Here is a 25,278-nt window from a genome sequence, read left to right on the forward strand (position 1 = left end):
CCACAGAAGCATAAAAAAGGGCCGGCAATGCCGGCCCTTTTCGATTGGCGCTTAGCGAGCGGTCCGCTTTACAGCTCGGGGAAGATCTCGTCGAGCGAATTGAGCGGGTAGTGGGACGGGTAACCCTTGCGGGCCACGCCGGATTCCACCGCCGCGTTGGCCACCGCCGCCGACACCCGGCCCAGCAGGCGCGGGTCGTTGGGCTTGGGAATAATGTATTCCGGCCCGAAGTTGAGCGGCTCGCCGCCGTAGGCGTCCAGCACTTCCTTGGGCGGCGCTTCGCGCACCAGCTCGGCGATGGCGTGCACCGCCGCCAGCTTCATCTCCTCGTTGATCGAGGTGGAGCGCACGTCCAGGGCACCGCGGAACATGTACGGGAAGCACAGCACGTTGTTCACCTGGTTCGGGTAGTCCGAACGGCCGGTGGCGATGATGGCGTCGGAGCGCACTGATTTGGCCACTTCCGGGCGGATCTCCGGGTCCGGGTTGGCGAGCGCGAAGATGATCGGCTTGTCGGCCATCTTCTTGACCATCTCCGGCGTCAGCATGTCCGGGCCGGAGACACCGATGAACACATCGGCGCCTTCCACGGCATCGTCCAGGGTGCGCTTGTCGGTGTCGTTGGCGAGCGCCGCCTTGTACTGGTTGAGGTCGTCGCGGCGGCTGTGGATCACGCCCTTGCGGTCGAGCACCAGGATGTTTTCCTTGCGCGCGCCCATCTCGATCAGCAGCCGCACGGAGGCGACACCGGCGGCACCGGCGCCCACGCACACCACTTTGATGTCCTGGATGCGCTTCTTCTGGATCTCCAGCGCGTTGAGCAGGCCGGCGCCCACCACGATGGCGGTGCCGTGCTGGTCGTCGTGGAACACCGGCACGTCGCACAGTTCCTTGAGCACGCGCTCGATCTCGAAGCATTCCGGCGCGCGGATGTCTTCCAGATTGATGCCGCCGAAGGTGCGGTGGATGCGCACCACGGTATCGATGAAGGCCTGCGGGTCCTCGGCGTCCACTTCGATATCGAACACGTCGATGCCGGCGAACAGCTTGAACAGGATGCCCTTGCCTTCCATCACCGGCTTGGATGCCAGCGCGCCCAGATTGCCCAGGCCAAGGATCGCGGTACCGTCGCTGATCACCGCCACCAGGTTGCCCTTGGAGGTGAAACGATAGGCCAGTTCCGGTTCCCGGGCGATTTCACGCACGGGCTCCGCCACGCCGGGGCTGTAAGCCAGGCTGAGGTCGCGGCTGGTCTTGGCCGGCTTGGTCACCTCAACGCTGATCTTCCCCGGACGCGGTTTGGCGTGATATTCCAGGGCCGCCTTTTTTAAATCCTCGGACATGGTGGTCTCCGCTTCCCGCTCTGGGACAAAGCCAGTCTAGGCTGATAAAAGAGTATGACGCGTGATTCCGAACGCAAAAAGCACCCTGGCGGGTGCTTTTTGCAGGCAAGAAACAGTGGAAGCAGACTCGCTTACTTTTTCTTGCCTGAGCTGATCACGCCGAAACGTTGCTTGAACTTGTCGACCTGGCCACCGCTCTCGGCCTGCTTCTGCTTGCCGGTGTAGAACGGGTGGCACTGCGAGCACACGTCCACCTCGAAAGAGCCGCCACGAGTGGAACGGGTTTCGATCACATTCCCGCAGCTGCAGGTAATGGACACGTCCTGGTAATCGGGATGAATCTCTGATTTCATAGCAAAGCTCCTTCAGGTGTCGCCACCCGAACCTGCGCTGGACTGCGCTCTGTCGGGCACCACACTTGCTTGCGCCGGGCAAAAGTGAGCGCGAATCATAACAGCTTGACACCGATGCGCAAGAGATAAACCGGAACCTTCCGTGCCTTCTGAGTCCATCATACAGGTCGCCCTGCCGGTGCCCCTGCCGGGATGCTTCGACTACCGCCTGCCGGCGGGATCGCCGACGCCGCCCCGAGGCGCCCGCGTGCAGGTGCCGTTCGGCCGCCGCACCCTGGTGGGGCTGGTCCACGGCCACCAGCCCAGCCAGTTCACCAAACTCAAGAACGTACAGCGCGTCCTCGACCAGGAAGCGGTCATCGACGAGGCGCTCTATACCCTTTGTGAGCGGGCCGCCCGCTACTACCACCACCCGCTCGGCGAAGTGCTGGGGTTCGTGCTGCCGGCGCTGCTGCGCCAGGGCCAGCCGGCGCTGGCCGGCGGCGAGGTGCGCTGGCGGCTCACCGACCGTGGCCACCACGTCAGCGACGACCGCCTGACCCGCGCACCCCGCCAGCTACAGGCGCTCACCGTATTAAAGGAACACCCGGACGGCCTGACCCCGGCGATGCTGGAGGCGCTGTCGGTCTCCAAATCGGCGCTGCAGGCCCTGCGCGACAAGGAATGGGTGGAACGGGTGGAGCTGCAGCCGGAGGCCGCCGGCACCCCCGCCGAAGTGCTCGCCGAGCCGGCCCTGGCCGCCAACCCGGAACAGCGCGCCGCCATCCACGCCATCGTCGACGCCCAGGGCTTCCAGCCGTTCCTGCTCGACGGCGTCACCGGCAGCGGCAAGACCGAGGTCTACCTGCAGGCCATGGCGCCGGTGCTGGCCGCCGGCAAACAGGTGCTGATGCTGGTGCCGGAGATCGGCCTGACGCCCCAGACCCTGCGCCGCTTCCGCCAGCGCTTCGCGGTGCCGGTGACGGTGCTGCACTCCGGGCTCACCGACCGCGAGCGCCTGGACGCCTGGGTGGCCGCCCGGGACGGCCGGGCGCGCATTATCATCGGCACCCGCTCGGCGGTGTTCACGCCGCTCGCCCACCCGGGGCTGATCATCGTCGACGAAACCCACGACGCCTCCCTGAAACAGCAGGACGGCTTCCGCTACCACGCCCGCGACCTGGCCACCTGGCGCGCCCAGCAACTGGCGGTGCCGGTGGTGCACGGCAGCGCCACCCCGGCGCTGGAGACCCTGCACCTGGCCCGCACCGGCCGCTACCACTGGCTGCGCCTGACGCGCCGCGCCGGCGACGCGGGCGCGCCGCCCATCGAGCTGCTCGACGCCCGCGACACCACCCCGGACCGGCCGCTGCTGCCCACCGCCCTCAAGGCGATCCGCGACACCCTGGCGCGCGGCGAGCAGGCGCTGGTGTTCCTCAACCGGCGCGGCTTCGCCCCGGTGATTCTGTGCCGGGACTGCGGCTGGCAGGACGAATGCCCGCGCTGCGACAGCCTGATGACCTGGCACCGCAGCGAACAGCAACTGCGCTGCCACCATTGCGGCCACCAGCACCGGGTGCCGCAGCGCTGCGGCGACTGCGGCTCCACCAACCTCACCGACGCCGGCGCCGGCACCGAAAAACTGGAAGCGCTGCTGGAAAAGGAGTGCGAGCAGGTCAAAGGCGGCGCGCCGGTGGTGCGCATCGACCGCGACACCACCCGCCGCAAGGGCAGCCTGGACGCCAAGCTGGCGCAGATCCAGAAAGGCGAGCCGGCGGTGCTGGTGGGCACCCAGATGCTCGCCAAGGGCCACCACTTCCCGCGCCTGAGCCTGGCGGTGATCACCAATATGGACGCCGGCTTCCTGAGCGCCGACTTTCGCGGCCCGGAGCAGGCCGCCCAGCTGCTGCTGCAGGTGGCCGGCCGCAGCGGCCGCCAGGACCGCCCCGGGCGGGTGCTGATGCAGAGCCGCCACACCGACCACAACCTGGTACAGCTGGCCGCCGCCGGCGACTATCAGGCGCTCGCCAATACCCTGCTGGAAGAACGGCGCGGCGCCGGCTGGCCGCCGTTCGGCCACCTCGCCCTGCTGCGCTGCGAGGCGATGACCATGGCCCAGGCGCTCACCTTCCTGGACGAGTGCGCCGCCGGGCTGCCGGCGCTGGACAACGTCCATGTGCTGGGGCCGGTGCCGGCGCCGATGGAGAAGCGCGCCGGCCGCTACCGCGCCCAGCTGCTGCTGCAAAGCAACCAGCGCCCGGCCCTGCACGGCCTGCTCGATGCGCTGATGGAACACGCCCGCGCCCTGCCTTCCGGGCGCCGCTGCCGCTGGCACCTGGACGTAGACCCGATCGACCTATTGTGAACGGGGCCTAGGGGGCGGCATTCCCTTTCCGATTGCCGTACAATCGCCCGTCCATCCAATGGCCGCGATGAAGCATGAAAGACCGCCTGATACCCCTGATCGAACACGCTCTGGACACCCTGCGCGACAACGGCACCCTGCCCGGCGATGCCCGGCCTCCAGTGCAGATTGATCGCACCAAGGACAAAAGCCACGGCGACTTCGCCACCAACATCGCCCTGATGCTGGCCAAGCCCGCCGGGCTCAAGCCCCGCGATCTGGCCCAGTCCCTGATCGAGGCGCTGCCCGATGACCCGGCGGTGGCCAAGGTGGAAATCGCCGGCCCCGGGTTCATCAATTTCTTCCAGGCGGCCCAGTGGCTGAACGGTCAGCTGGAAGCGGCGCTCGACGATCCCTACCTGGCGGTGCCGCGCCCGGAGAACGCGCAAACCGTGGTGGTGGACTATTCTTCGCCCAACCTGGCCAAGGAAATGCACGTCGGCCATCTGCGCTCCACCATCATCGGTGACGCCGTGGTGCGCACGCTTTCCTTCCTGGGCCATAAGGTGGTGCCGCAGAATCACGTCGGCGACTGGGGCACCCAGTTCGGCATGCTGCTCGCCTACCTGGAAGAGCAGAAAGACCAGGAGAGCGGCGAGCAGCTCAACCGGGAACTGGGCGATCTGGAGAACTTCTACCGCGCCGCCAAGCAGCGCTTCGACGAGTCACCGGAGTTCGCCGACCGGGCCCGCGCGCTGGTGGTCAAGCTGCAGTCCGGCGACGATTACTGCCTGTCCCTGTGGCGCGAGTTCAACCAGGTGTCCCTGAGCCACTGCGACGCAGTCTACCGCCGCCTGGGCGTCACCCTGGGCCCCGACGACGTGCGCGGCGAAAGCGCCTACAACGACGACCTGGCCCGGGTGGTCGCCGACCTCGACAAGGCCGGCCTGCTCACCGAGGACCAGGGCGCCCAGTGCGTGTTCCTGGACGAGTTCAAGAACAAGGACGGCGACCCGCTGCCGGTGATCGTGCGCAAGGCGGACGGCGGCTACCTGTACGCCACCACCGACCTGGCGGCGCTGCGCTACCGTGCCGGTACCCTGGGCGCCGACCGCATCCTGTATTTCGTCGACCAACGCCAGGCGCTGCATTTCCAGCAGATTTTCACCGTCGCCCGGCGCGCCGGCTTCGTCGGCGAAGGCGTGGACCTGGCGCATATGGGCTTCGGCACCATGAACGGTCCGGACGGCCGCCCCTTCAAGACCCGCGACGGCGGCACCGTCAAACTGATCGACCTGCTCGACGAAGCGGAGCAGCGCGCCTATGACCTGGTGCGTTCGAAAAACGCGGATCTGGAAGACGGCGAGCTGCGCGACATCGCCCGCTCGGTGGGCATCGGCGCGGTCAAATACGCCGACCTGAGCAAAAACCGCAGCAGCGACTACATCTTCGATTTCAATCAGATGCTCAGCTTCGACGGCAATACCGCGCCCTATTTGCTGTACGCCTACACCCGGGTGGTGAGCGTGTTCCGCAAGGCCGGGCTGGCGCTGGACCAGGTGCAGAGCCAGGTGAGCGGCGATTTTCAGCTTGAGCACGACGCGGAGCAGGCGCTGGCCGCCCGCCTGGTGCAGTTCGGCGAGGTGATCGGTCAGGTGGCCGACAAGGGCCAGCCGCACTTCCTGTGCGCCTACCTGTACGATCTCGCCGGCCTGTTTTCCGCCTTCTATGAACACTGCCCGATTCTCGCCGTGGACGACCCGGCGATCCGCGCCAGCCGCCTGAAACTGGCGGCGCTCACCGCGCGTACCCTGTCACGGGGCCTGGCGCTGTTGGGCCTGACACCCCTGGAGCGTATGTAATGGCGAAGAACACCTCGCGCCGTGGCGCCAGTCGCGGCGGCTCGAAAAAGCAGTCGCGCCAGGTACCCGGCTGGGTCTGGCTGTTCACCGGCGTCATCGGCGGCCTGTTCGTGGCGTTTCTGGTCCATCTCGCCCAGGTGCAGATGGAACAGGGCCGCACCGGCGGCGGTGACCGCACCGCGGTCGAGAAACCGCAACCCGAGGAAAAAGACAGCGACGGCGCCGCCAAGGACGACCAGCCCAAGTTCGACTTCTACGCGGTCTTGCCGAAGATGGAAGTGATCGTGCCCAAGGGCGAAGGCGACGAGCAGGAAGCCAGCCGGGGCGGCGGTGACGATACCGCCGAGGGCGAAAAGACCGCCGACAAGCCGGTGGCCGGACGCCACGACAAGCGCTTCCTGCTGCAGGCCGGCAGCTTCCGCAACGAGAAGGACGCCGACCGGCGCCGCGCGGAGCTGATCCTCAAGGGTTACCAGGCGCGCATTCAACCGGTGGACATGGACAACGGCGACACCTGGCACCGGGTGATGATCGGCCCCTATGACAACATCAACACGCTGCACCGCGCCCAGGACAAACTGGCCGCCAACGGCGTGGAGACTCTGCCGATTCAGTTGAAAGACTAACAGGCGTCTGAAAACCCGCGCTTGAAAACCTCCTGCCCCACCCGCACATCCTGTTCAAATCAGGATAAGGAGGTTTCCGTGGAGCAATATCACGGCACGACCATCGTCTCGGTTCGACGCGGCAATAACGTCGTGATCGGCGGCGACGGCCAGGTAACGCTGGGCAATACCATCATGAAGGGCAACGCGCGCAAAGTGCGCCGCCTCTACCACGGCAAGGTGATCGCCGGTTTCGCCGGCGGCACCGCCGACGCCTTCACGCTGTTCGAACGCTTCGAAGCCCAGCTGGAAAAACATCAGGGCCACCTGGTGCGCGCCGCCGTGGAGCTGGCCAAGGACTGGCGCACCGACCGCGCCCTGCGCCGCCTGGAAGCGCTGCTCGCCGTGGCGGACAAGGAAAACTCCCTGATCATCACCGGTAACGGCGACGTGGTGGAGCCCGAAGAGGGGCTGATCGCGATCGGCTCCGGCGGCCCGTTCGCGCAATCCGCCGCCAGCGCCCTGCTGCACAACACCGACCTGCCGGCCCGCGACGTGGTGGCGCAAAGCCTGAAAATCGCCGGCGACATCTGCATCTACACCAACCAGAATCACACCTTTGAGGAGATCGAATAGTGTCCTCCTTGTCTCCCCGTGACATCGTCAGCGAACTCAACCGGCACATCGTCGGCCAGGAAAACGCCAAGAAGGCGGTGGCCCTGGCCCTGCGCAACCGCTGGCGGCGCATGCAGCTGCCGGAAGAGATGCGCGCCGAAGTGGCGCCCAAGAACATCCTTATGATCGGCCCCACCGGCGTCGGTAAAACCGAAATCGCGCGGCGCCTGGCGAAACTGGCCGACGCGCCCTTCCTGAAGATCGAAGCCACCAAGTTCACCGAGGTGGGCTATGTGGGCCGGGACGTGGAATCCATCATCCGCGATCTGATGGAAGTGGCGATCAAATTGCTGCGCGAAAAGGAAATGGCCCGCGTGCGGCACAAGGCGGAAGACGCCGCCGAGGACCGGGTGCTCGACGCCCTGCTGCCCAACGCCCGCGGCGAGCAAGCCGACAATGATTCCAACACCCGCCAGATCTTCCGCAAAAAACTGCGCGAAGGCGAACTGGACGACAAAGAAATCGAAGTCGAAGTCAGCGCCAACCCGCAAGGGGTGGAGATCATGGCGCCGCCGGGCATGGAAGAAATGACCAGCCAGCTGCAGCAGATGTTCTCGCGCATGGGCGGCAGCGGCCGCAAGAAATCGCAGAAGCTGAAAGTGCGCGAAGCGCTGCGCCTGCTGCGTGACGAGGAAGCGGCCCGCTTCGTCAACGAAGACGAGCTCAAGGTGCAGGCCATCGACGTGGTGGAAAACCACGGCATCGTCTTTATCGATGAGCTGGACAAGGTGGCCAAGCGCTCCGAGACCGGCGGCACCGACGTGTCCCGCGAAGGCGTGCAGCGCGATCTGCTGCCGTTGATCGAAGGCTCCACGGTGAGCACCAAGTACGGCATGGTGCGCACCGACCACATTCTGTTCATCGCCTCCGGCGCCTTCCACCTGGCCAAGCCCAGCGACCTGATCCCGGAGCTGCAGGGCCGCCTGCCGATCCGCGTCGAGCTGAGCGCGCTCACCCCCGAGGAATTCGAGCGCATCCTTACCGAGCCCAAATGCTCGCTCACCGAGCAGTACAAGGCGCTGCTCGCCACCGAGGGGCTCAACCTGGAACTCACCGACGACTGCATCCGCCGGATCGCGGAAGTGGCCTGGCAGGTCAACGAGCGCACCGAGAACATCGGCGCCCGCCGCCTGCACACGGTGATGGAAAAGCTGCTCGAGGAAATCAGCTACGACGCCGACGACCTGGCCACCCAGTACCACGACAAACCGCTGGTGCTGGACGCCGAAGCCGTCGACCGCTACCTCGGCGAACTGGCCTCCGACGAAGACCTGAGCCGCTACATCCTCTAGCGGCTTGTAGGAGCGGGCCTGTGGGAGCGGGCCTGTGGGAGCGGGCCCCGCCCGCGAAAGGGAGCGAAGCTCCCGGCAGGATCCCAGAGACCTACCCAAGCACGCTACCAATAAGGCCTCTGGTATCCTGCCGGCCGGCTTTGCCGGCCTTTCGCGGGCAAGGCCCGCTCCTACAATTCTGCTATCATCGCCCGCCGGAGGATCCGTCATGAACGCCGGCGAGCAACTGCAAAATCATCTGGAACGTTTCTTCGCGCTGCGCCAGCACGGCGATGATGCGCTGTTCCTGGCCCGCCTGGGCCGGGTGCAGGCGTTCCAGCGCCAGCGCCTGATGGACACCCACCAGGCGTTGCTCGAGGACCCGGCGCTGCGCCCCGGCGTCACCTTCCTGCTCGACGACGTCTACGGCGGCCGCGACCTGCTGCCGGTGGCGCGCGAGATCCGTCGCGCCCTGCCCAAGGCCATGCGCCTGCTGCCGGAAAAAGTGATGGCCACCTCCGCCGACGCGCTGGAAGCGGCGATCATCACCCAGGAGCTGGACGAAGCCCTGGTCGGCGTGCTCGGCGAGCGCCTCGATTTGCCGCTGGACGACCACGCCTACGGCGAGGGCTACCGGGCCGCCGGCCACCCCGAACAGCGCCGCCGGCAACTCCAACTGGTGGCCGGTTTAGGGCATCATATCGACCGCTACGTGCGCTCGCGGATGGTCCAGACCACCTTCCGGCTGGTGCGCCGCCCGGCCCATGCGGCGGGCTTCGCGAACCTGTATGATTTCATGGATCGCAGTTTCCGAGTGATGAAACCGGTACCCAGCGTGGGCCGCCTTCTCGAGCGCATCGCCGCCCGAGAAACGCGCATCATGGACCGGCTGTTCGACCGGCATCCCGCTCCCTTCAAGGACGTCCCCAATGAGTAACAACGACGACAACAAGGTCACCCACTTCGGCTATCAGCAAGTGCCGTGGCAGGAGAAACAGCAGCGGGTGGCGGGCGTGTTCCGGTCGGTGGCGGCCAAGTACGACGTCATGAACGACCTGATCTCCATGGGCAGCCACCGGGTGCTCAAGCGCATGACCCTGGAGCTGGCCGGCGTGCGCCCCGGCCACAGGGTGCTGGATCTGGCCGGCGGCACCGGCGATCTGGCGATCAAGTTTTCCCGGCTGGTGGGCGACACCGGCCAGGTGGTGCTGGCCGACATCAACGACGCCATGCTGTCGGTGGGCCGCGACCGCCTGATCGACGCCGGTTGCGGCCACAATACCCAGGTCGCCCAGGTCAACGGCGAGTGCCTGCCGTTCGAGGACAACAGCTTCAATTGCATCACCATCGCCTTCGGCCTGCGCAACATCACCGATAAGGACGCCGCCCTGCGCTCCATGCTGCGGGTGCTCAAGCCCGGCGGCCGGCTGCTGGTGCTGGAGTTTTCCCACCCGGTGCACAAGCCGCTGTCCAAGCTTTACGACCTCTACTCCTTCGCGGTCTGGCCGCGGCTGGGCAAGCTGGTGGTCAACGATTCCGAAAGCTACCGCTATCTCGCCGAATCGATCCGCATGCACCCGGATCAGGACACCCTGAAGGGCATGATGACCGAAGCCGGTTTTCAGCGTAGCGAATACTTCAACATGCTGGGCGGCATCGTCGCCCTGCACCGGGGGTTCAAGGTCTGATGCGCGAGCCCGGTCTTATTTCCACCACCGCCATTGCCAGCGTGGAGCGCGCCATCAACGCGGCGCTGCGCTCCGATCCGGCCACCGCCGCGCGGCTCAGCCGCCACGCCGGCCGTCTGCTGGCGGTGCATCTGACGTTGCCGCCGCTGCGCCTCTATGCGCTGATCGTCGAGGAGGGCGTGGAGCTCTACCTGCGCAGTGACGCCGAGCCGGACGTGAGCGTCACCGGCAACCCGGTGGATCTGGCCGCCCTGCTGCTCGACTGGCGCCGCCAGCCCAATGTGATCGGCGGCGCCCTGCGCGTGGAAGGCAACCGGGAACTGCTGCAGGACGTGCGCGACCTGGCCGCCGACCTCGACCTGGACTGGGGCGCCCTGCTGGAACCGGTGATCGGCGGCGAGCTGGCCCAGCAGCTGGACCAGGGCGCGCGGCGCCTGTTCGGCTGGGCCCGCCAGGCGTTCGACCGCCTCGGCCACCAGATGGGTGACTACATCGGCGGCGAGTCCGGCCTGCTGGCGCTGCGCCGCGACGTCTACGAGTTCTACCAGGACGTGGACGAGCTGCGCGGCGACGTGGACCGGCTGGACGCCCGGATACAACGCCTGAAAGGGAGCCCGCGCCCCTGATGCCGCCGATCAGCCGCCTGCTGGTGGTCGCCCATGTGGCGTGCCGCTACCGCCTGTTATCCCTGCTGCCGCCCCACCCGGCCCGTCCTTTTCTGGTGCTGCTGCAGTATCTGGTGCCCTCCAGCTGGCTGGGCACCGGCCAACTCACTGAGGGCGAGCGCCTGAAGCTGGCGCTGGAGCGCCTGGGCCCGATTTTCATCAAGTTCGGCCAGCTGATGGCCACCCGCCGGGACATGCTGCCACCGGAATGGACCGAGGCCCTGGCGCACCTGCAGGACCGGGTGGCGCCGTTCGACGGCGCCCAGGCCCGACGGCTGGTGGAGGCCAGCCTGCCGCGTCCGCTGGACGAGGTCTTCGAGCATTTCGACGACACGCCGCTGGCCTCCGCCTCGGTGGCCCAGGTGCACCCCGCCACCCTGCTCGACGGCGGCCAGGTGGTGGTCAAGGTGCTGCGCCCGGGCGTCGAGCAGCGCGTGGAGCGCGACCTCAAGGTGATGGGCTTCGGCGCCCGGCTGCTGGAAGCGCTGTGGGCGGACTCGCGCTACTTCCACCCGCGCAAGGTGGTGCACGACTATCAGACCGTGATCCGCGCCGAGCTGGACCTGGAGCGCGAAGCAAGCAACAGCGAGGCCATGCGCCGGCACTTCCTGTTCAGCCCGCTGCTGTACATCCCCGCCGTGCACCTGGCGCTGTCATCGCGCCGGGTGATGGTGTCCGACCGCATTCACGGCATCCCGGTCAACGACATCGAAGCGATCCGCGCTGCGGGCATCGACCCGCGCGTGCTCGCCGAACGCGGCGTGGAGATCTTCTTCGCCCAGGTGTTCCGGCATAACTTCTTCCACGCCGACATGCACCCGGGCAACATCTTCGTTAACCCGGAGCACCCGGAGTCACCGCAGTACATGGCGGTGGACTGCGCCATCGCCGGGCGCCTCTCCAAGCAGGACCTGAACGTGCTGGGCCGCATGGTACTGGCGGTGATGCGCGAGGATTACCCGGGCCTGGTGGACCAGGTGATCCGCGCCGGCTGGGCGCGCGGGCCGGTGGACCGTCACCGCTTCGAGCAGGCGGTCACCGAGATCATCGCGCCGGTGCGCGGCGCCGACCTGGAGAGCATGGAGTTCGCGCCGCTGGTGCTGCGCCTGTTCGACCTGGCCCGGGATTACCACATCGAAGCGCCGGTGCAGTACATCCTGCTGATGAAGACCCTGGTGCACATCGAAGGCCTGGGGCGCAGCATCTACCCGCGGCTGGACATCTGGACCGTGGGCCGGCCGCTGCTGGAAGCCTGGATGATGGAGGAGTACGGCCCCGCCGCCACCGCCAACAAGCTGCGCAACCGGCTGCCGGAGTGGGCGGCGCAGCTGCCGGACATGCCGGAGCTGCTGCGCGACGGCCTGGAGAGCCTGCGCCACCAGCCCCAGCAGCAGCGGGAAATGGCGCACTACTTTGAAACCGGCCTGCGCCGCCACCGGCACAAGATGCTGGGCGGCCTGGGCGGCCTGGGCCTGGCCGCGCTGGCGGCGGTGGACGCCCTGCACGGCGCCGGCCAGTGGGCCTGGCCGATGGCCGCCGGCGCCCTGGTGCTGCTGGCCTGGGCCTGCCGGCGCTAGTCATGTCCACGTTAGGGTCTGGCGCCGGCCGGTGCTAAACTGGCGCTGTATTTGGAGACACCATGTCCGATATCCTCAACCAGCTTCACCAGGTCCTGGAACAGCGCAAAGGCGCCGCGCCGGATTCGTCCTATGTGGCCAGCCTGTACGATAAGGGCCTGAACAAGATTCTCGAGAAGGTCGGCGAGGAAGCGGTGGAAACCCTGCTCGCCGCCCGCGACACCGACGCCGGCGGAGACCCCAAGGCGCTGATCAACGAAACCGCCGACCTGTGGTTTCATTCGCTGATCATGCTGGCCCATCTGGGGCTCGGTCCGGACCAGGTCCTGGCAGAGCTGGAGCAACGCTTCGGCCTGTCCGGCCATGACGAAAAAGCCGCTCGTAGCGAGCGAGGAGACTAACCATGTTTTCCGGTATCAGTATCTGGCAACTGCTCATTATCCTGGCCATCGTGGTGCTGCTGTTCGGCACCAAGAAACTGCGCAACATCGGCAACGATCTGGGCGGCGCGGTCAAAGGCTTCAAGGATTCGGTCAAGGACGGCGAGGACGAGCAGAACAGCAAGCGCCTGGCCGACGACGACAGCGAGACGCACACCAGCAAGCAGGAAAAACACAAGGACCAGGTCTGATACGCCACGGAGCGACGGCCCATGTTTGATATCGGCTTTTCCGAACTGGCGTTGATTTCCATCATCGGTCTGGTGGTGCTGGGCCCGGAGCGTCTGCCCAAGGCGGCGCGCACGGTGGGCTATTGGGTCGGCCGGGCGCGCTCCACCTTCAACCATCTGCGCAATGAGCTGGAGCGCGAAGCGCTCAACCAGGACATGCGCGAACGGATGGAAAAGCAGATGCGCGAAATGGGCCTGGACGAAGACAGCATCCGCGAGGCCCGCGACAGCCTGCTGTCGCCGGACGAAGTGGCCCGCGCCCGGCGCCGGCCGGAGACCCTCGACCAGCCCGACAACCAGGACAACGGCCAGACGCCGGAGGCCGAGAAGAAACCGAATGAGTGAAGAGCGCCGCGACGACCAACGCCCCGATGACACCCCGCAAACCCTGGTCAGCCATCTGCTCGAACTGCGCAACCGCCTGCTGAAAACCCTGGTGGTGGTGTTGGTGATCTTCCTGGGGCTGTTCTACTTTTCCCGCGACCTCTACACCCTGGTGGCACGCCCGCTGATGGACGCCATGCCGGCGGGCACCAACATGATCGCCACCGGCGTGGCGTCGCCCTTCCTGGCGCCGTTCAAGCTGACGCTCTACCTGAGCATCTTCGTGGCGATGCCTTTCATTCTCCACCAGGCCTGGGCGTTCGTGGCGCCGGGCCTGTACCGCCACGAGAAAAAGCTGGCGGTGCCGCTGCTGGCCAGCAGCGTGCTGCTGTTCTACGGCGGCGCCGCCTTCGCCTACTTCGTGGTGTTCCCGCTGATGTTCCAGTTCTTCACCACCATTGCCCCGGAAGGGGTGGCGGTGACCACCGACATCAGCAGTTATCTGGATTTCGTGCTGGCGCTGTTTCTGGCCTTCGGCGTCGCCTTCGAGCTGCCCATCGCCATCGTGCTGATGGTGGCCACCGGCATCACCACGGTGGAAAAGCTGGCCGCGTCACGGGCCTACGTGGTGGTGGCCTGCTTCGTGATCGGCATGATGCTGACGCCACCGGACATCATCAGCCAGACCCTGCTGGCGGTGCCCATGTGGCTGCTGTTCGAGATCGGCCTGGTGTTCGGGCGCATGGTGCGCCGCCAGCAACTGGACCGGGAACAGGAAGACCCTCAGAACCGGTAGCCCGACGCCGGCGTGGCCCGGGCCTCGACGCCGGACTCCGACACCGGGGCCGGCGCCCGATCCGGCTCGGCCGGGGTGGAAGCCGGCGCCTCCGCCGGCGCCGGGGGACGCGCCGCGCATTCGTTATCCTGCATGAACGCCACCAGACGATCACGCACCGCCGGATCGCGAACGCTCTGGGTATGCCCGCCCTTCAGGGGTTGGAACGTCTTGGGTGGCCGAGCCGCCGCATAGAGCCGACGGCCCTGCTGGTAAGGCACCACCGGATCCTCCTTGCTGTGCAGGATCAACAGCGGCCGGGGCGCCAGATCCGCCACGTGGCGCTCGGGATCGTTGGCGCGCGCCGGCAAGGTGGGCAGCACCATCCAGCGCAGCGGCCAGAGCAGCCAGCTGCGCGCCATCACGTCCGAGGCCACGTCCCGGTAGCTGGCGAACGGCGCCTCCAGCATCACGCAATCGACAAAGCCGTCGTTACGCTCGCGGGCCAGCACCCCGGTGGCCATGGCGCCGCCCAGGCTTTGCCCGAACAGCACCAGCGGCGCCCCCTCCAGGCGGCGCGATTGCGCCAGCCAGTCCAGGCCCAGCTGAATATCGGCCTGGGCGCCCTTCAGATCCGGATCCCCCTCGGACAAGCCGTAACCCCGGTAGTCGAGCAGGAAGACGTTATATCCCCGCTCCGGCAACCAGTGCACGTTCATCAGATGGGTGCTGATGTTCTGGGCATTGCCGTGCAGGAAATAAACCGTCCCGCGGGCGGTGCCCCGGGCGGGCAGCCACCAGCCGTGGATACGCAGGCCGTCGGGGTGTATCAGCACCACGTCTTCATAGTCGAGCCCCTGGCGGGCCGGGTTCTGGACCCAGGGCTCCATGGGGTAGAAGAACAGGCTGCTGCAACCCTGGAGAAGCAAGGCCAGACAAACGGCCGGAATCAGTCGAAATACCATCGCCACTGTACTTTGAATTCGGTTTCGCCGTCGCCGCGCCAACCCTCGCGCTCCAGTGAGGCGCGCAGGCCGTGCTCACGGGCCAGGGCATACTGTACCGCCAAGGTGGAACGGTGGCGGTACACGTCATTACTGAAATAGTGGCCGGCACTGCTCAACTGCCACTGCCAGCGACCGGCATGATACAGCATCCCGGCTTCGGCGCCGCCGCCGGGCGTGATCAGGGGGCCGAAATCACTGTTGTTCTCCGCCCGGACGCTGGCCAGCAGATAGGGCTGCCAGGGTCCGCTGCGCCAGCTGCCGCCGGCCCCGCCCTGCACATAACGGGTCAGCCGCCGCCGTCCGGCCCAGGCCCGTTCCAGGCCGCCCTCCACATACCAGCTCAGCGGCTTGGAGAAGCGGCCACGCGGCGACAGCGAGCGAATGCTCACCAGGTCCAGCTCTTCAAGCCGGGCGGCGCCGGATTCGGTGCTGCGCAGGGTGATGCCCAGGCCCTGGATCTGGGCGCCGTCCAGAAAGCCGCGGCGGTTGTCCAAAAGGTCGTGGTAGGTAAGCCGGTAGCTGACTTCACCGAAGTCGTCACTGCCCCGCTGGCCACCGGACGCCGCCAGCATCTGCGACCCGTGGCCGGATTCCGGCGGCGCTTTATCCGGCAGCTCCGGGTCCTCCACCGAGGGCAGCCGGTTGACCAGCGTCAGCAACGCGAAGGAACGGCCGGCGATGTCCTCGGTGCGTGCCGCCTTGCGGTTAACGAAGCGCACGTAGCTGTAGGCGGTACGCGCCATCATCGCCTGCCGCCGGGGCGGCCGCGACTGAAAGGCGTCACTCTCCGCCACCGCCGGGTCCGCCGCCAGGCGCCGGGCCAGCGCCTGCTCCTGGTCGTCGAGCCGGTCACGCAAAGCGGCCAGCTCCACTTCCTTGGAGGGCCGGTAGTGGCGCTCCGTCACCAGGCCGCGCTGATCCAGCGCGCGCACCGTATTCACCGGCAGCTCGGCGAAACGCAGCTCATCCAGCAGCCCGCTTTGCGGACGCGCCACCTGAATCAGCTCGAGCAGACGGAAAGAGCAGTTCTCGTCAAAGAAGTAGTAGTCGAAGTTAATATCCTTCAGCTCCCAGAGGTGGTCGATCATCCAATCGATCTGGCTCTGGTCCAGCTTCAGGGTGTACTCCCAGATATCCCGGCTCTCCATGTTCGAGTACTGCTGGATCTTCTGAACATAGGGCACCAGGTTGAAGCGGCCCGGATAGCCGCCCGCCAGCCCCCGGTAAATATAGAACAGCGAGTTATCCTGCTCGGTGGTCACGGCGCCGAAGTTGATCGCCCAGGACAGCCACACGGCGCCGTCGTCATCGCCCTGGTCCAGCCGCAGCAGGGTATGACCGAACATCGAGGACGGGCTGTTCAAATAGGAGGCGGGGAAAACCAGCACCGCGCGCTTGGCGTGCACCGAGCGACGCCACTCCTGATACTCCGCGCAATGGGCGAACGGCTCCGCTTCCCGCCAACCGAGTGCTTCGGCGACGAAACGATAGCGGGCGGGAAAGCGGCAACGGGCCGGGGCGGCTTCCTGCTTCAGCGCCTCCACCGTGGACGCCAGCTCCGAGACCGGATTGGCGGCGCCGTCGGCGGCCAGGAAAAAGTCCGCGTCATCCACATAGCTGCGCTGGCGGTCGCGCAGGGTGGCGCCGGGGTTGATATGCAAAAGCGCCTGCCAGCGTGGCTGTTGTGCAAGCTGTTCCAGGTCCCGGGCCTGGGCGACGGTTGTGCAAAACAATACCAGGACGCACAGCAAGGCGGCACGCATGCGAATTCCATCTTCAGGTGGGGACTTAAAACCCGCCTCCGGACGGAGGCGGGCTCATGGGGCAGTTTTTATACGTACTTAGCCAGTTTTTGATCGTTCTGCATGACGGCGGTGATCTGCTGCATCACTTCACCGGCGCTGACGTCCTGACGGGGAAAGATGGACGCGAAGTTTTCGTGCATCACGCTGTTGAAATAAGCGCGGTCGTCACCGGAAACGCCGATGGAAACGGACAGCGCGGTCAGGGCTTCGCCCTCGCCGGTGGCCATGTCCTGAGCCACTTCTTCCAGCACGCCGTTCATGCTGAGCAGGCTTTCGCCGCTGTAGGTCAGCGCACCGTTGGTGTCACAACCGTTGGTGCCACTGGTCATACCGAAGGTGGCGTTACCGGAGGTGCCGTTAACGATGGTCGCCAGCAGGTGTACCGGCATGCCGGACTTGCCTTCAAAAATCAGGTTACCCCAACCACAGCCGGGACCACCCGGAGCGACGGCTTGAGCGGAAACGGAAGCGCCCAGCAGCGCTGCTGCCAATAATACTTTTTTCATAAATATCTCCATTTATTTACGCTTTCTGGTTGCGCCCCCATGCGGTTTCCCCCGGGAGCTTAAAATTCATCATAAAGCAGGGTCACGTCTTTGCAACATAAGGGGACAGCAACGGCGTCACAGATTGATAAGGAAGGTTACCGGCCCGTCGTTGACCAGGCTCACCTGCATATCGGCGCCGAATTCCCCCTCGGCGACCGGCAGCCCCGAATCACGCAGGCCGGCGGCCAGCGCATCGCACAGGCGCCGTGCCTCCTGAGGCTCCGCGGCCCGGGAAAAACTGGGCCGCAGGCCTTTCCCGGTGTCCGCCGCCAGGGTGAACTGCGACACCAGCAGCACCGAGCCGCCGACATCGCGCACGCTGCGGTTCATCCTGCCCTGCTCATCGGCGAACATCCGGTAGCCGGCGATCCGGCCGGCCATCCGTTCCACGCTGGCGTCGTCATCGCCACGCTCCATGCCCACGAACGCCAGAAGCCCGGAATCGATCGCGCCGACCACCCGGCCGGAAACCCGCACTTCCGCCGACGTTACCCGCTGCAATAAAACTCTCACCCGGCCTCCTTAATTTGCACGCCTTGAACCCGATCGCCGGGCCATCATTGCCCGTCCGTTATGGGCGCACCATAATCGGTTCTGGTTCCCACTGCTATTGAGGCCTATGCCGCACCGACCGCTGTTTCTCATCGCCCTGCTCGTGTCACTCTTCGGCTGCCAGTTATGGGCGCCGCCCGACGAAGGCAGCCGCCTTCCGGCGCCGCCGTTCGGCGAGTACCGGGAGATTCAGCGGGGCCTGGAAATGCGCGTCGGCGACGACATCCATGCCGCCCGGGCCCGCTTCAGCCTGACGCCGGACAGCACCCATATCGTGATCACCAATGAGCGTGACGAACTGATGGTGGAAATGCGCTACCAGCAGAAGCGCCTGCAGGTTCGCCGCACCCCGCGGCTGCCGCCAGCGATATCCGCCGACGATCTGATCGCCGATCTGCAGCTGGCGCTGTGGCCGCTGGAACGGCTGCGCGCCGGGCTCACGCCGGGCTGGACCCTGGCCGCCGACGACGAGGGGCGGATACTGCGGTTCAACGGCACCACCGAGGCCCAGGTGGACTACCAGAGCGACGAGCCGTCCAGCCGGCCGCTGCCGGTGTATAACGCCCGCCACGATTACCTGCTGATTCTCAGCCCCGCCGACCCAGGCGCCTGACCGCCGCCACCAGCGCCTCGGCGATGGCCGGCTCGGCGCTGCTGTGCCCCGCCGCCGGCACCCAGTTGAGCCGGCTGTCAGGCAGCGCCTGGTGCAGCAGCCAGGCCTGCTCCGGCGGGCACACCATGTCATAGCGGCCGTGCACGATCTCCACCGGGCAGGTGAGCGCGCCGGCGCGGGGCAGAATCGGGCGTTCCAGAAAGCCGCCGTTGACGAAGTAATGGGTTTCCAGCTGCGCCATGGCGCGGGCGTTGTGGTCGACGTTGATCTCCGGCGGCGGATCCAGGCTCGACAGACGCGCTTCCCAGAGCGTCCACTCGCGGGCCAGACGTTCGCCGTCCGGCCCCGGCAAGGCGCGGTGATAACGGGTGACCAGGTCGCCCTCGCCGGGCGGCAGCGCTTCCAGCAGGCGCGCCCACAGGTCCGGGTAAAAGCGCGCCGCGCCCCGGTCGGTGTAGAGCCAGTCGATGTCCTGTTGCCGGCACAGGAACACGCCGCGCAACACCAGCGACGCCACCCGCGAAGGGAAATCCAGGGCGTAGGCGAGCGCCAGGGTGACGCCCCAGGAGCCGCCCAGCACCACCCGCCAGCGGGGAATCATCAGGTGCTCGCGGATGCGCTCCAGGTCGGCGACCAGATCCGGCAGAGTGTTATGCTCGGTGCTGGCGTAGGGGCGGCTGCGCCCGGCGCCGCGCTGGTCGAACACCACGATGCGGTAGCGTTGCGGGTCGAACAGCCGCCGCAGCAACGGCGAGCTGCCGCCGCCGGGGCCGCCGTGCAGGGCCACCACCGGCTCACCGTCCGGGTTGCCGCTCTGCTCCACATACAATAAATGGTCGTCGCCCACATCCAGGTACTGGCGATGGTAGGGCTCGATTGGGGGGAATAATGACATGCGTGACATCCGCCGCTGGGCTCGGCTGACAGCATACTGTCTGCTGGTGGCCCTGCAACCGCTGCTCACCGGCTGCGAGACGCCGCCGCCGGAAGCGGCCCTGCGCGAGGCCGTCGCGGAACTGGAAAGCGGCCTGGAAGGCGGCGACGTGGGCGCGGTGATGGACCGGCTGGCGGCGGATTTCCGCTACCGGGACCTGGACCGCAAAGCGGCCGGCCGCCGTCTGGTGGGGGTGTTCCTGCGCTACCCCAAGCGCCAGGTCAGTTTTCTCAACGTGGACGTGGCGCTTGATCCGGTGACGCTGCGCGAGGCGGAGGTCACGTTCAACGCTCTGGTGTGGGGCGGTCGCGCCACGCTGCCGGAGGACGCGGACAGTTTCCGGGTGCGGAGTCGTTGGCGCGAAGCGGGTGGGGATTGGGTGTTGGTGGATCTGGAGGCGCGGGGGTTGGGCGAATAGAGGGCCCGCTCGCACAGGCCCTGCCCTCATGGGCCACTGGCATCCGAGCTGCTAGTCGTCGCCGCTGAACTCCGCTTCCATGTCCAGCTCCTTGATCTTGCGGGTAAGGGTGTTGCGCCCCCAGCCGAGCAGCGCCGCCGCGTCCCGTTTGCGGCCGCCGGTGTGCTGTAGCGCCACCTCGATCATGGTGCGCTCGAACTCCGGCACCGCCTGCTCGAGAATCCCGCGGTCGCCACGGGCCAGAGCCCGGTCGGCCCAGTGGCGCAGGAATTTCAGCCAGTCGCCACCGGTTTCCGTGGGCTTGCTGCCGCCCTGGCGCAGCTCAGGCGGCAGGTCGTCGACCAGCACTTCCCGGCCGGAGGCCATCACCGTCAGCCAGCGGCAGGTATTTTCCAGCTGCCGCACGTTGCCCGGCCAGGGCATGGCGGCCAGGTACTTTTCCGTGTCCTTGTGCAGCACCTTGGGGTCGACCCCCAGCTCCTGGGCGGCGTGCTGGAGAAAGTAGCCGGCCAGAGCGGGAATGTCCTCGCGGCGCTCGGCGAGACGCGGAATGTGAATGCGGATCACATTGAGGCGGTGGAACAGGTCCTCCCGGAAGTCGCCGTCGCGCACCAGTTTTTCCAGATCCTGGTGGGTGGCGGCGATGATGCGCACGTCCACGTGGATCGGGGTGGTGCCGCCCACCCGGTAGAATTCGTTTTCCTGCAGCACGCGCAGCAAGCGGGTTTGCGCTTCCAGCGGCATATCGCCGATCTCATCAAGAAACAGAGTGCCGCCGTTGGACTGCTCAAACCGCCCGACCCGCTGGCTGTTGGCGCCGGTGAAAGCGCCCTTCTCGTGGCCGAACAGTTCCGATTCGATCAGGTCCTTGGGGATCGCCGCCATATTCAGCGCCACGAAGTTCTTCTCGCGGCGCATGGAGTGGCGGTGCAGGGCCCGGGCCACCAGCTCCTTGCCGGTGCCCGACTGGCCGTTGATCAGCACCGTCACGTTGGAGTGGCTGAGCCGGCCGATGGCGCGGAACACCTCCTGCATGGCCGGCGCCTCGCCGATGATCTCGGTGGGCGTTTCCGCCGCCGGCGCCACGAACTCCTCGTCGTTCTCCTTGCGGTGCTTGATGGCCCGCTTGACCAGCGCCACCGCCTCGTCCACGTCGAACGGCTTGGGCAGGTATTCGAACGCGCCGCCCTGGTAGGACGCCACCGCCGAGTCCAGGTCGGAATGGGCGGTCATGATGATCACCGGCAGATTGGGGTTCTTGCGCTGCAGGATCTTGAGCATGCGCAGGCCGTCGGTGCCCGGCATGCGCACGTCGGAGATCAGCACATCGGGCTCGGCGCCGCCCTCGTCGAGGCGGTTGAGGGCCTCGTCGGCGTCTTCAAAACATACCGGCTGGTAGCCTTCCTGGCCGAGCGCCTTTTCCAGCACCCAGCGAATGGAGCGGTCGTCGTCGATCACCCAAATGGTTGCGGTCATGATCCTTTGCTCTCCGTTGTATCCACCGGTTCCATGGGCAGCAGCAGGCTGAAGCAGGTGCGCCCGGGCTCGCTGTCGCACTCAATCAGACCCTGGTGCTGGCTGATGATCGACTGGGCGATGGACAGCCCCAGCCCCGAGCCGTTGGCCCGGCCGCTGACCATGGGATAAAAAATCGTTTCCTGGAGCTCCTGGGAGATCCCCGGGCCGTTGTCTTCGATGTCCACCCGCAGCACCAGCCGGTGGCGCTGCACGCCGATGGTGAACTGGCGCAGCGCGCGGGTGCGCATCACCACGCGGGCGTCCTCGGTGCCGGCTTCCAGCAACGCCTGCATGGCGTTGCGCATCAGGTTCAGGAGCACCTGAATCAGCTGGTCCCGGTCGGCGATCACTTCCGGCAGGCTGACGTCGTAATCGCGGCGCAGCAGCACCCCTTCCGGGTACTCCGCCAGCAACAACTGGCGCACATGCTCCAGGCATTCGTGAATATTGACCGGCGCGAACGCCGGCGGCTTGCGCGGGCCCAGCATCCGGTCCGCCACCGAACGCAGGCGGTCCGCCTCGTCGATGATCACCCGGGTGTACTCCGCCAGCTCCGGATCCGGCAGCGCCCGCTCGAGCAGCTGGGCGGCGCCGCGAATGCCGCCGAGCGGGTTCTTGATCTCATGGGCGACGCCCCGCACCAGCGCGCGGGTGGCCTGGTGGGCGTGCATCAGCCCCTCTTCCCGGGTAATCCGCAGCAGCCGGTCCAGGGACTGCATCTCCACCAGCAGCGCCATGTTCTGGCCACGCTCATGGATCGGGCTGACGCTGTAATCGACCATCGCCTGCTGCCCCGGCGCCACATTGAGCCGGGCTTCGCGGCGGGTGAACGGGTGCCCCTCGTCCATGCACTGTTGCAGAGCACCCCGCGCGTCCTCGTCATCGAAAAAGTACTCCGGCAACCGCTGCCCGATTATTCGAGAGGCACTGGTGGCCAGCAGCATTTCCGCCGCCGGATTGAGGTAGCGCACGCGCAGGTCGCCGTCGAGCATCATTACCGCGGTACGGAGATGATCCAGCAGCCGTTTTTGCAGCACCGTGTCTGTCGTCATAGTTCGGGCCATAACAGGGCATAAGCAATTATCAGGCCACCCGTGAGAGCGCCTTCACAGGGCAGCAGGCGGGTGGAGGACGTGTCCTTCACGGTGCAGTCTAGGAGGTATGGCGGGAGGGTGCACACTTTTGGTGCAGAAGGGTTCAGTCGTCGGAGGGGCGGATAACGCGCTGGGCACTGCCGCCCACCGCGGCACCGCCGCCACGCTCCGCGCCGGCGCCCCGGTCGGCGCCGCTGCCGGTGGTGGCGGAGCCGCCACGTTCGGCCCGGCCACCGAAGGTGGGAAAGGCGGAGCCTTTGCCCTGGCCTTGGCCGCCGCCGCTATCGGCGGGGGTAGAACAGCACCGGCTCGGATTCGATCAGCACTGTGCCGTCACCGTCACGCACCTGCGCCACCAGGGTGTGCTCGCCGGGATTGGGAAAGTCCATGGCGGTGCCCTCGAGCGGCGTGCCGTTGTCGAGAATCACCAGCCGGTGCCCGCTTTTCAGCGACGGCGACAGCGATACCTGAACCTGGATCGGGTTGTCCTGGGGAAGGCGCAGGTTGGCGCCGGCGTCCGGCGCGGTGATCGACACCGCCTCATAGCCCGTATCCGGCGGCTCCGGCGGTTCCGGCGGCGCATCGCCCCGGGATGCGGCGCGCCGCTCCACCGGCGGACTGTCCATGGTGTTGGTGGGGCCCACCTTCACTTCCTCGGCGCGCTTCTTGTCCGGCGGGTTATCGGTGAACACCACGTTGCCGTCGGCGTCCAGCGTCCGGTAAATACCGTTTGAGCCGCTGTCCGGCCGGTCGGTGGTCTGCGCCACGGCGAGTATCGGCACGGTAAGCAGCAGTAGTGGCCACCAGGTTTTCATCAGGCTCATCCTTGTTGGGTGTTGCCTCGATTCTGACGCCGCGGCCCCGACAAAAAAAGGGGCTTCATCGCACTTTAGCGGGAAGGTCTCTCCAGCCGGGGTCGGACCTCTCTTCAGAGCCTCGTTGGCCAGTTGGCACCACTCGGGAGGTTCGGTCTCGGTGCCGATGTCCAGGACTGTGTGAGGCAGGGAGCCGAACACAAGCCTACAGGGACGTATTCACGGCGGGTCCTGGACATCGGCACCGAGACCGAACCGGCTACGGAGCCACAACACGGGCTGCCCACCAAAACAAAAAAAGCCCGGCGCGAAGGCCGGGCTTTTCGGGGACTGCGGTCGCCGTGAGGCTTAGCAGCTGTAGTACATGTCGAACTCGACCGGATGCGGGGTCATGTTCAGACGCTCCACTTCGCTGCGCTTGAGCTCGATGTAGCCTTCCAGCATGTCCTTGGTGAACACGTCGCCCTGGGTCAGGAACTCGTGATCGGCTTCCAGGGCATCCAGCGCCATGGTCAGGGTGTGCGCCACGGTGGGGATGTCCTTGGCTTCTTCCGCCGGCAGATCGTAGAGATCCTTGTCCATGGCGTCGCCCGGGTGGATCTTGTTCTTGATGCCGTCCAGGCCGGCCATCATCAGTGCCGCGAAGCACAGGTACGGGTTGGCGGCCGGGTCCGGGAAGCGGGTCTCGATACGACGCGCTTTCGGGTTGCTCACCCACGGAATCCGGATGGAAGCGGAACGGTTACGGGCGGAGTACGCCAGCATTACCGGGGCTTCGAAGCCGGGCACCAGACGCTTGTAGGAGTTGGTGGAGCCGTTGGTGAAGGCGTTCAGGGCGCGTGCGTGCTTGATCACGCCACCGATGTAGAACAGCGCTTCTTCGGACAGGCCCGCGTACTCGTCACCGGCGAACAGGTTCTTGCCGTCTTTGGCCAGGGACATGTGCACGTGCATACCGGAACCGTTATCACCGATCAGCGGCTTGGGCATGAAAGTGGCGGTCTTGCCGTAGGCGTGGGCCACGTTGTGCACGCAGTACTTGAGGATCTGCACTTCGTCGGCTTTCTTGGTGAGGGTGTTGGCGCCCACACCGATCTCGCACTGGCCCGCGGTGCCCACTTCGTGGTGATGCACTTCGATTTCCAGGCCCATCTGCTCCATGGCGGAACACATGGCGCCACGCAGGTCGTGCAGGCTGTCCACCGGGGGTACCGGGAAGTAGCCGCCTTTGACGCCGGGGCGGTGACCGATGTTGTTCTTCTCGAACTCATCGGCGGATACCCAGGCCGCTTCTTCGGAGTAGATGTTGTACATGGCGCCGGACATGTCGGACTTCCACTGTACCGAATCGAACACGAAGAATTCCGGCTCCGGACCGAACAGGGCGCTGTCGGCGATACCGGTGGACTTCAGGTATTCCTCGGCGCGCAGCGCCACGGAGCGCGGATCACGCTCGTAACCCTGCATGGTGGTCGGCTCAACGATGTTGCAACGCAGGTTCAGCGTGGCCACGTCGGTGAACGGGTCGAGAACGGCGGTTTCGTCTTCGGGCAGCAGAATCATGTCGGATTCGTTGATGCCTTTCCAACCGGCGATGGAGGAACCATCGAACATCTTGCCGTCCTGGAAGAAGTCGTCGTCGATCTCGCCGACGGGAAGGGTCACGTGCTGCTCTTTACCATGGCTGTCGGTAAAACGCAGATCCACCCACTTCACGTCGTTATCTTTAATCAGTTTCAGCGTCTTTTCAGACATTGTTGAGCATCCTCCTGGAACGGGTATGTGTCTGGCTACTCGCCTGCGCCGGAGCTACCAGCGAAGAGCCGCTATTCTCGGCCACCGG

At 66.3% G+C, this 25,278-nt stretch carries 26 protein-coding genes; 15 read left to right on the top strand and 11 right to left on the bottom strand.

All coding sequences use genetic code 11. From position 1 onward, the window contains the following. Nucleotides 1-68: 68 nt before the first annotated feature. Nucleotides 69-1,343 carry a malic enzyme-like NAD(P)-binding protein gene (locus ISO4_RS01760; RefSeq protein WP_142948255.1) on the bottom strand — a complete coding sequence of 425 codons (1,275 nt, stop codon included), beginning with the start codon at nucleotides 1,341-1,343 and terminating at the stop codon, nucleotides 69-71. Nucleotides 1,344-1,474: 131 nt separating this feature from the next. Beyond that, complete coding sequence (rpmE, locus tag ISO4_RS01765; protein WP_067612876.1) at nucleotides 1,475-1,696, bottom strand: 50S ribosomal protein L31; 222 nt, start codon at nucleotides 1,694-1,696, stop codon at nucleotides 1,475-1,477. A gap of 142 nt (nucleotides 1,697-1,838) precedes the next feature. On the opposite strand from rpmE, the gene ISO4_RS01770 reads away from it, so the two are divergent. From ISO4_RS01770 to tatC, 13 genes are all read left to right on the top strand, one after another. After that, nucleotides 1,839-4,040: a primosomal protein N' gene (locus ISO4_RS01770; protein WP_194854941.1), complete on the top strand. Its 2,202-nt coding sequence runs from the start codon at nucleotides 1,839-1,841 to the stop codon at nucleotides 4,038-4,040. A gap of 74 nt (nucleotides 4,041-4,114) precedes the next feature. After that, complete coding sequence (gene argS / locus ISO4_RS01775; RefSeq protein ID WP_194854942.1) at nucleotides 4,115-5,881, top strand: arginine--tRNA ligase; 1,767 nt, start codon at nucleotides 4,115-4,117, stop codon at nucleotides 5,879-5,881. Further along, on the top strand, nucleotides 5,881-6,507 hold the full coding sequence (locus ISO4_RS01780; RefSeq protein ID WP_142948252.1) for an SPOR domain-containing protein: 627 nt from the start codon (nucleotides 5,881-5,883) through the stop codon (nucleotides 6,505-6,507). The genes argS and ISO4_RS01780 overlap by 1 nt, the downstream gene beginning before the upstream one ends. Before the next feature lie 78 nt (nucleotides 6,508-6,585). Further along, entirely contained in the window at nucleotides 6,586-7,122 is a 537-nt protein-coding gene (hslV, locus tag ISO4_RS01785) for an ATP-dependent protease subunit HslV (RefSeq protein ID WP_194854943.1), read from the top strand. Then, nucleotides 7,122-8,453, top strand: coding sequence for an ATP-dependent protease ATPase subunit HslU (gene hslU / locus ISO4_RS01790; RefSeq protein ID WP_067609724.1), 1,332 nt, complete (start codon nucleotides 7,122-7,124; stop codon nucleotides 8,451-8,453). Before hslV ends, hslU begins: the two co-directional genes overlap by 1 nt. 208 nt (nucleotides 8,454-8,661) lie before the next feature. Then, nucleotides 8,662-9,369, top strand: coding sequence for an FFLEELY motif protein (locus ISO4_RS01795; protein WP_194854944.1), 708 nt, complete (start codon nucleotides 8,662-8,664; stop codon nucleotides 9,367-9,369). Next, complete coding sequence (ubiE, locus tag ISO4_RS01800) at nucleotides 9,362-10,120, top strand: bifunctional demethylmenaquinone methyltransferase/2-methoxy-6-polyprenyl-1,4-benzoquinol methylase UbiE (RefSeq protein ID WP_194854945.1); 759 nt, start codon at nucleotides 9,362-9,364, stop codon at nucleotides 10,118-10,120. The genes ISO4_RS01795 and ubiE overlap by 8 nt, the downstream gene beginning before the upstream one ends. Next, a complete protein-coding gene (locus tag ISO4_RS01805) occupies nucleotides 10,120-10,746 on the top strand; it encodes a ubiquinone biosynthesis accessory factor UbiJ (RefSeq protein WP_194854946.1) in 627 nt (208 codons plus the stop codon). The genes ubiE and ISO4_RS01805 overlap by 1 nt, the downstream gene beginning before the upstream one ends. Continuing rightward, nucleotides 10,746-12,362, top strand: a complete 1,617-nt coding sequence (locus tag ISO4_RS01810) for an AarF/UbiB family protein (RefSeq protein WP_194854947.1) — start codon at nucleotides 10,746-10,748, stop codon at nucleotides 12,360-12,362. Before ISO4_RS01805 ends, ISO4_RS01810 begins: the two co-directional genes overlap by 1 nt. 62 nt (nucleotides 12,363-12,424) lie before the next feature. After that, nucleotides 12,425-12,763 (top strand): phosphoribosyl-ATP diphosphatase, encoded by a 339-nt coding sequence (locus tag ISO4_RS01815; RefSeq protein ID WP_067609203.1) that lies wholly within the window; start codon nucleotides 12,425-12,427, stop codon nucleotides 12,761-12,763. 2 nt (nucleotides 12,764-12,765) lie between these two features. Next, on the top strand, nucleotides 12,766-12,993 hold the full coding sequence (gene tatA / locus ISO4_RS01820; protein WP_142948245.1) for a Sec-independent protein translocase subunit TatA: 228 nt from the start codon (nucleotides 12,766-12,768) through the stop codon (nucleotides 12,991-12,993). 21 nt (nucleotides 12,994-13,014) lie between these two features. Further along, nucleotides 13,015-13,377: a Sec-independent protein translocase protein TatB gene (gene tatB, locus ISO4_RS01825; RefSeq protein ID WP_142948244.1), complete on the top strand. Its 363-nt coding sequence runs from the start codon at nucleotides 13,015-13,017 to the stop codon at nucleotides 13,375-13,377. Beyond that, entirely contained in the window at nucleotides 13,370-14,152 is a 783-nt protein-coding gene (gene tatC / locus ISO4_RS01830; RefSeq protein WP_194854948.1) for a twin-arginine translocase subunit TatC, read from the top strand. The genes tatB and tatC overlap by 8 nt, the downstream gene beginning before the upstream one ends. Here tatC and ISO4_RS01835 read toward each other — a convergent pair. The 4 genes from ISO4_RS01835 to dtd form a co-directional block, all read right to left on the bottom strand. Continuing rightward, a complete protein-coding gene (locus ISO4_RS01835) occupies nucleotides 14,140-15,096 on the bottom strand; it encodes an alpha/beta hydrolase (protein WP_194854949.1) in 957 nt (318 codons plus the stop codon). The two genes, tatC and ISO4_RS01835, sit on opposite strands and share 13 nt — an antisense overlap. Beyond that, nucleotides 15,081-16,901 (bottom strand): Lnb N-terminal periplasmic domain-containing protein, encoded by a 1,821-nt coding sequence (locus ISO4_RS01840; RefSeq protein WP_194854950.1) that lies wholly within the window; start codon nucleotides 16,899-16,901, stop codon nucleotides 15,081-15,083. Before ISO4_RS01840 ends, ISO4_RS01835 begins: the two co-directional genes overlap by 16 nt. A gap of 68 nt (nucleotides 16,902-16,969) precedes the next feature. Continuing rightward, nucleotides 16,970-17,449 carry a DUF3015 domain-containing protein gene (locus ISO4_RS01845; protein WP_194854951.1) on the bottom strand — a complete coding sequence of 160 codons (480 nt, stop codon included), beginning with the start codon at nucleotides 17,447-17,449 and terminating at the stop codon, nucleotides 16,970-16,972. A gap of 117 nt (nucleotides 17,450-17,566) precedes the next feature. Further along, the gene (dtd, locus tag ISO4_RS01850) at nucleotides 17,567-18,004 is read right to left on the bottom strand and encodes a D-aminoacyl-tRNA deacylase (protein WP_194854952.1); all 438 of its coding nucleotides are present in this window, start codon (nucleotides 18,002-18,004) and stop codon (nucleotides 17,567-17,569) included. A 106-nt stretch (nucleotides 18,005-18,110) separates the two neighbouring features. Between dtd and ISO4_RS01855 the strand changes: the two genes are divergently transcribed. Beyond that, a complete protein-coding gene (locus tag ISO4_RS01855; protein WP_194854953.1) occupies nucleotides 18,111-18,656 on the top strand; it encodes a DUF3261 domain-containing protein in 546 nt (181 codons plus the stop codon). Here the strand turns inward: ISO4_RS01855 and pip are convergent. Next, complete coding sequence (gene pip, locus ISO4_RS01860; protein WP_194854954.1) at nucleotides 18,631-19,551, bottom strand: prolyl aminopeptidase; 921 nt, start codon at nucleotides 19,549-19,551, stop codon at nucleotides 18,631-18,633. The genes ISO4_RS01855 and pip overlap by 26 nt on opposite strands. Here pip and ISO4_RS01865 point away from each other — a divergent pair. Next, a complete protein-coding gene (locus ISO4_RS01865; RefSeq protein ID WP_194854955.1) occupies nucleotides 19,550-20,008 on the top strand; it encodes a nuclear transport factor 2 family protein in 459 nt (152 codons plus the stop codon). The two genes, pip and ISO4_RS01865, sit on opposite strands and share 2 nt — an antisense overlap. Before the next feature lie 51 nt (nucleotides 20,009-20,059). Here the strand turns inward: ISO4_RS01865 and ntrC are convergent, their stop codons facing one another. The 4 genes from ntrC to glnA form a co-directional block, all read right to left on the bottom strand. Further along, entirely contained in the window at nucleotides 20,060-21,484 is a 1,425-nt protein-coding gene (gene ntrC / locus ISO4_RS01870) for a nitrogen regulation protein NR(I) (RefSeq protein ID WP_194854956.1), read from the bottom strand. Continuing rightward, complete coding sequence (gene glnL / locus ISO4_RS01875; protein ID WP_194854957.1) at nucleotides 21,481-22,578, bottom strand: nitrogen regulation protein NR(II); 1,098 nt, start codon at nucleotides 22,576-22,578, stop codon at nucleotides 21,481-21,483. The genes ntrC and glnL overlap by 4 nt, the downstream gene beginning before the upstream one ends. A gap of 323 nt (nucleotides 22,579-22,901) precedes the next feature. After that, entirely contained in the window at nucleotides 22,902-23,435 is a 534-nt protein-coding gene (locus tag ISO4_RS01880) for a DUF4124 domain-containing protein (RefSeq protein WP_194854958.1), read from the bottom strand. Between the two features lie 348 nt (nucleotides 23,436-23,783). Then, nucleotides 23,784-25,190 (bottom strand): glutamate--ammonia ligase, encoded by a 1,407-nt coding sequence (gene glnA, locus ISO4_RS01885; protein ID WP_194854959.1) that lies wholly within the window; start codon nucleotides 25,188-25,190, stop codon nucleotides 23,784-23,786. Between the last annotated feature and the right edge of the window lie 88 nt (nucleotides 25,191-25,278).

It is taken from the genome of Alloalcanivorax venustensis ISO4, assembly GCF_015356855.1.
In the GTDB taxonomy this organism is placed as follows: Bacteria; Pseudomonadota; Gammaproteobacteria; order Pseudomonadales; family Alcanivoracaceae; genus Alloalcanivorax; species Alloalcanivorax venustensis.

Coding starts and splice junctions, on each gene's coding strand:
- ISO4_RS01780 (WP_142948252.1), top strand. CDS start 5,881: ATGGCGAAGAACACCTCGCGCCGTGGCGCCAGTCGCGGCGGCTCGAAA.
- pip (WP_194854954.1), bottom strand. CDS start 19,551: ATGTCATTATTCCCCCCAATCGAGCCCTACCATCGCCAGTACCTGGAT.
- ubiE (WP_194854945.1), top strand. CDS start 9,362: ATGAGTAACAACGACGACAACAAGGTCACCCACTTCGGCTATCAGCAA.
- glnL (WP_194854957.1), bottom strand. CDS start 22,578: ATGACGACAGACACGGTGCTGCAAAAACGGCTGCTGGATCATCTCCGT.
- ISO4_RS01855 (WP_194854953.1), top strand. CDS start 18,111: ATGCCGCACCGACCGCTGTTTCTCATCGCCCTGCTCGTGTCACTCTTC.
- tatC (WP_194854948.1), top strand. CDS start 13,370: ATGAGTGAAGAGCGCCGCGACGACCAACGCCCCGATGACACCCCGCAA.
- ISO4_RS01805 (WP_194854946.1), top strand. CDS start 10,120: ATGCGCGAGCCCGGTCTTATTTCCACCACCGCCATTGCCAGCGTGGAG.
- tatA (WP_142948245.1), top strand. CDS start 12,766: ATGTTTTCCGGTATCAGTATCTGGCAACTGCTCATTATCCTGGCCATC.
- ntrC (WP_194854956.1), bottom strand. CDS start 21,484: ATGACCGCAACCATTTGGGTGATCGACGACGACCGCTCCATTCGCTGG.
- ISO4_RS01760 (WP_142948255.1), bottom strand. CDS start 1,343: ATGTCCGAGGATTTAAAAAAGGCGGCCCTGGAATATCACGCCAAACCG.
- ISO4_RS01815 (WP_067609203.1), top strand. CDS start 12,425: ATGTCCGATATCCTCAACCAGCTTCACCAGGTCCTGGAACAGCGCAAA.
- ISO4_RS01845 (WP_194854951.1), bottom strand. CDS start 17,449: ATGAAAAAAGTATTATTGGCAGCAGCGCTGCTGGGCGCTTCCGTTTCC.
- tatB (WP_142948244.1), top strand. CDS start 13,015: ATGTTTGATATCGGCTTTTCCGAACTGGCGTTGATTTCCATCATCGGT.
- ISO4_RS01835 (WP_194854949.1), bottom strand. CDS start 15,096: ATGGTATTTCGACTGATTCCGGCCGTTTGTCTGGCCTTGCTTCTCCAG.
- ISO4_RS01840 (WP_194854950.1), bottom strand. CDS start 16,901: ATGCGTGCCGCCTTGCTGTGCGTCCTGGTATTGTTTTGCACAACCGTC.
- ISO4_RS01865 (WP_194854955.1), top strand. CDS start 19,550: ATGCGTGACATCCGCCGCTGGGCTCGGCTGACAGCATACTGTCTGCTG.
- ISO4_RS01795 (WP_194854944.1), top strand. CDS start 8,662: ATGAACGCCGGCGAGCAACTGCAAAATCATCTGGAACGTTTCTTCGCG.
- argS (WP_194854942.1), top strand. CDS start 4,115: ATGAAAGACCGCCTGATACCCCTGATCGAACACGCTCTGGACACCCTG.
- ISO4_RS01810 (WP_194854947.1), top strand. CDS start 10,746: ATGCCGCCGATCAGCCGCCTGCTGGTGGTCGCCCATGTGGCGTGCCGC.
- ISO4_RS01880 (WP_194854958.1), bottom strand. CDS start 23,435: ATGAAAACCTGGTGGCCACTACTGCTGCTTACCGTGCCGATACTCGCC.
- rpmE (WP_067612876.1), bottom strand. CDS start 1,696: ATGAAATCAGAGATTCATCCCGATTACCAGGACGTGTCCATTACCTGC.
- glnA (WP_194854959.1), bottom strand. CDS start 25,190: ATGTCTGAAAAGACGCTGAAACTGATTAAAGATAACGACGTGAAGTGG.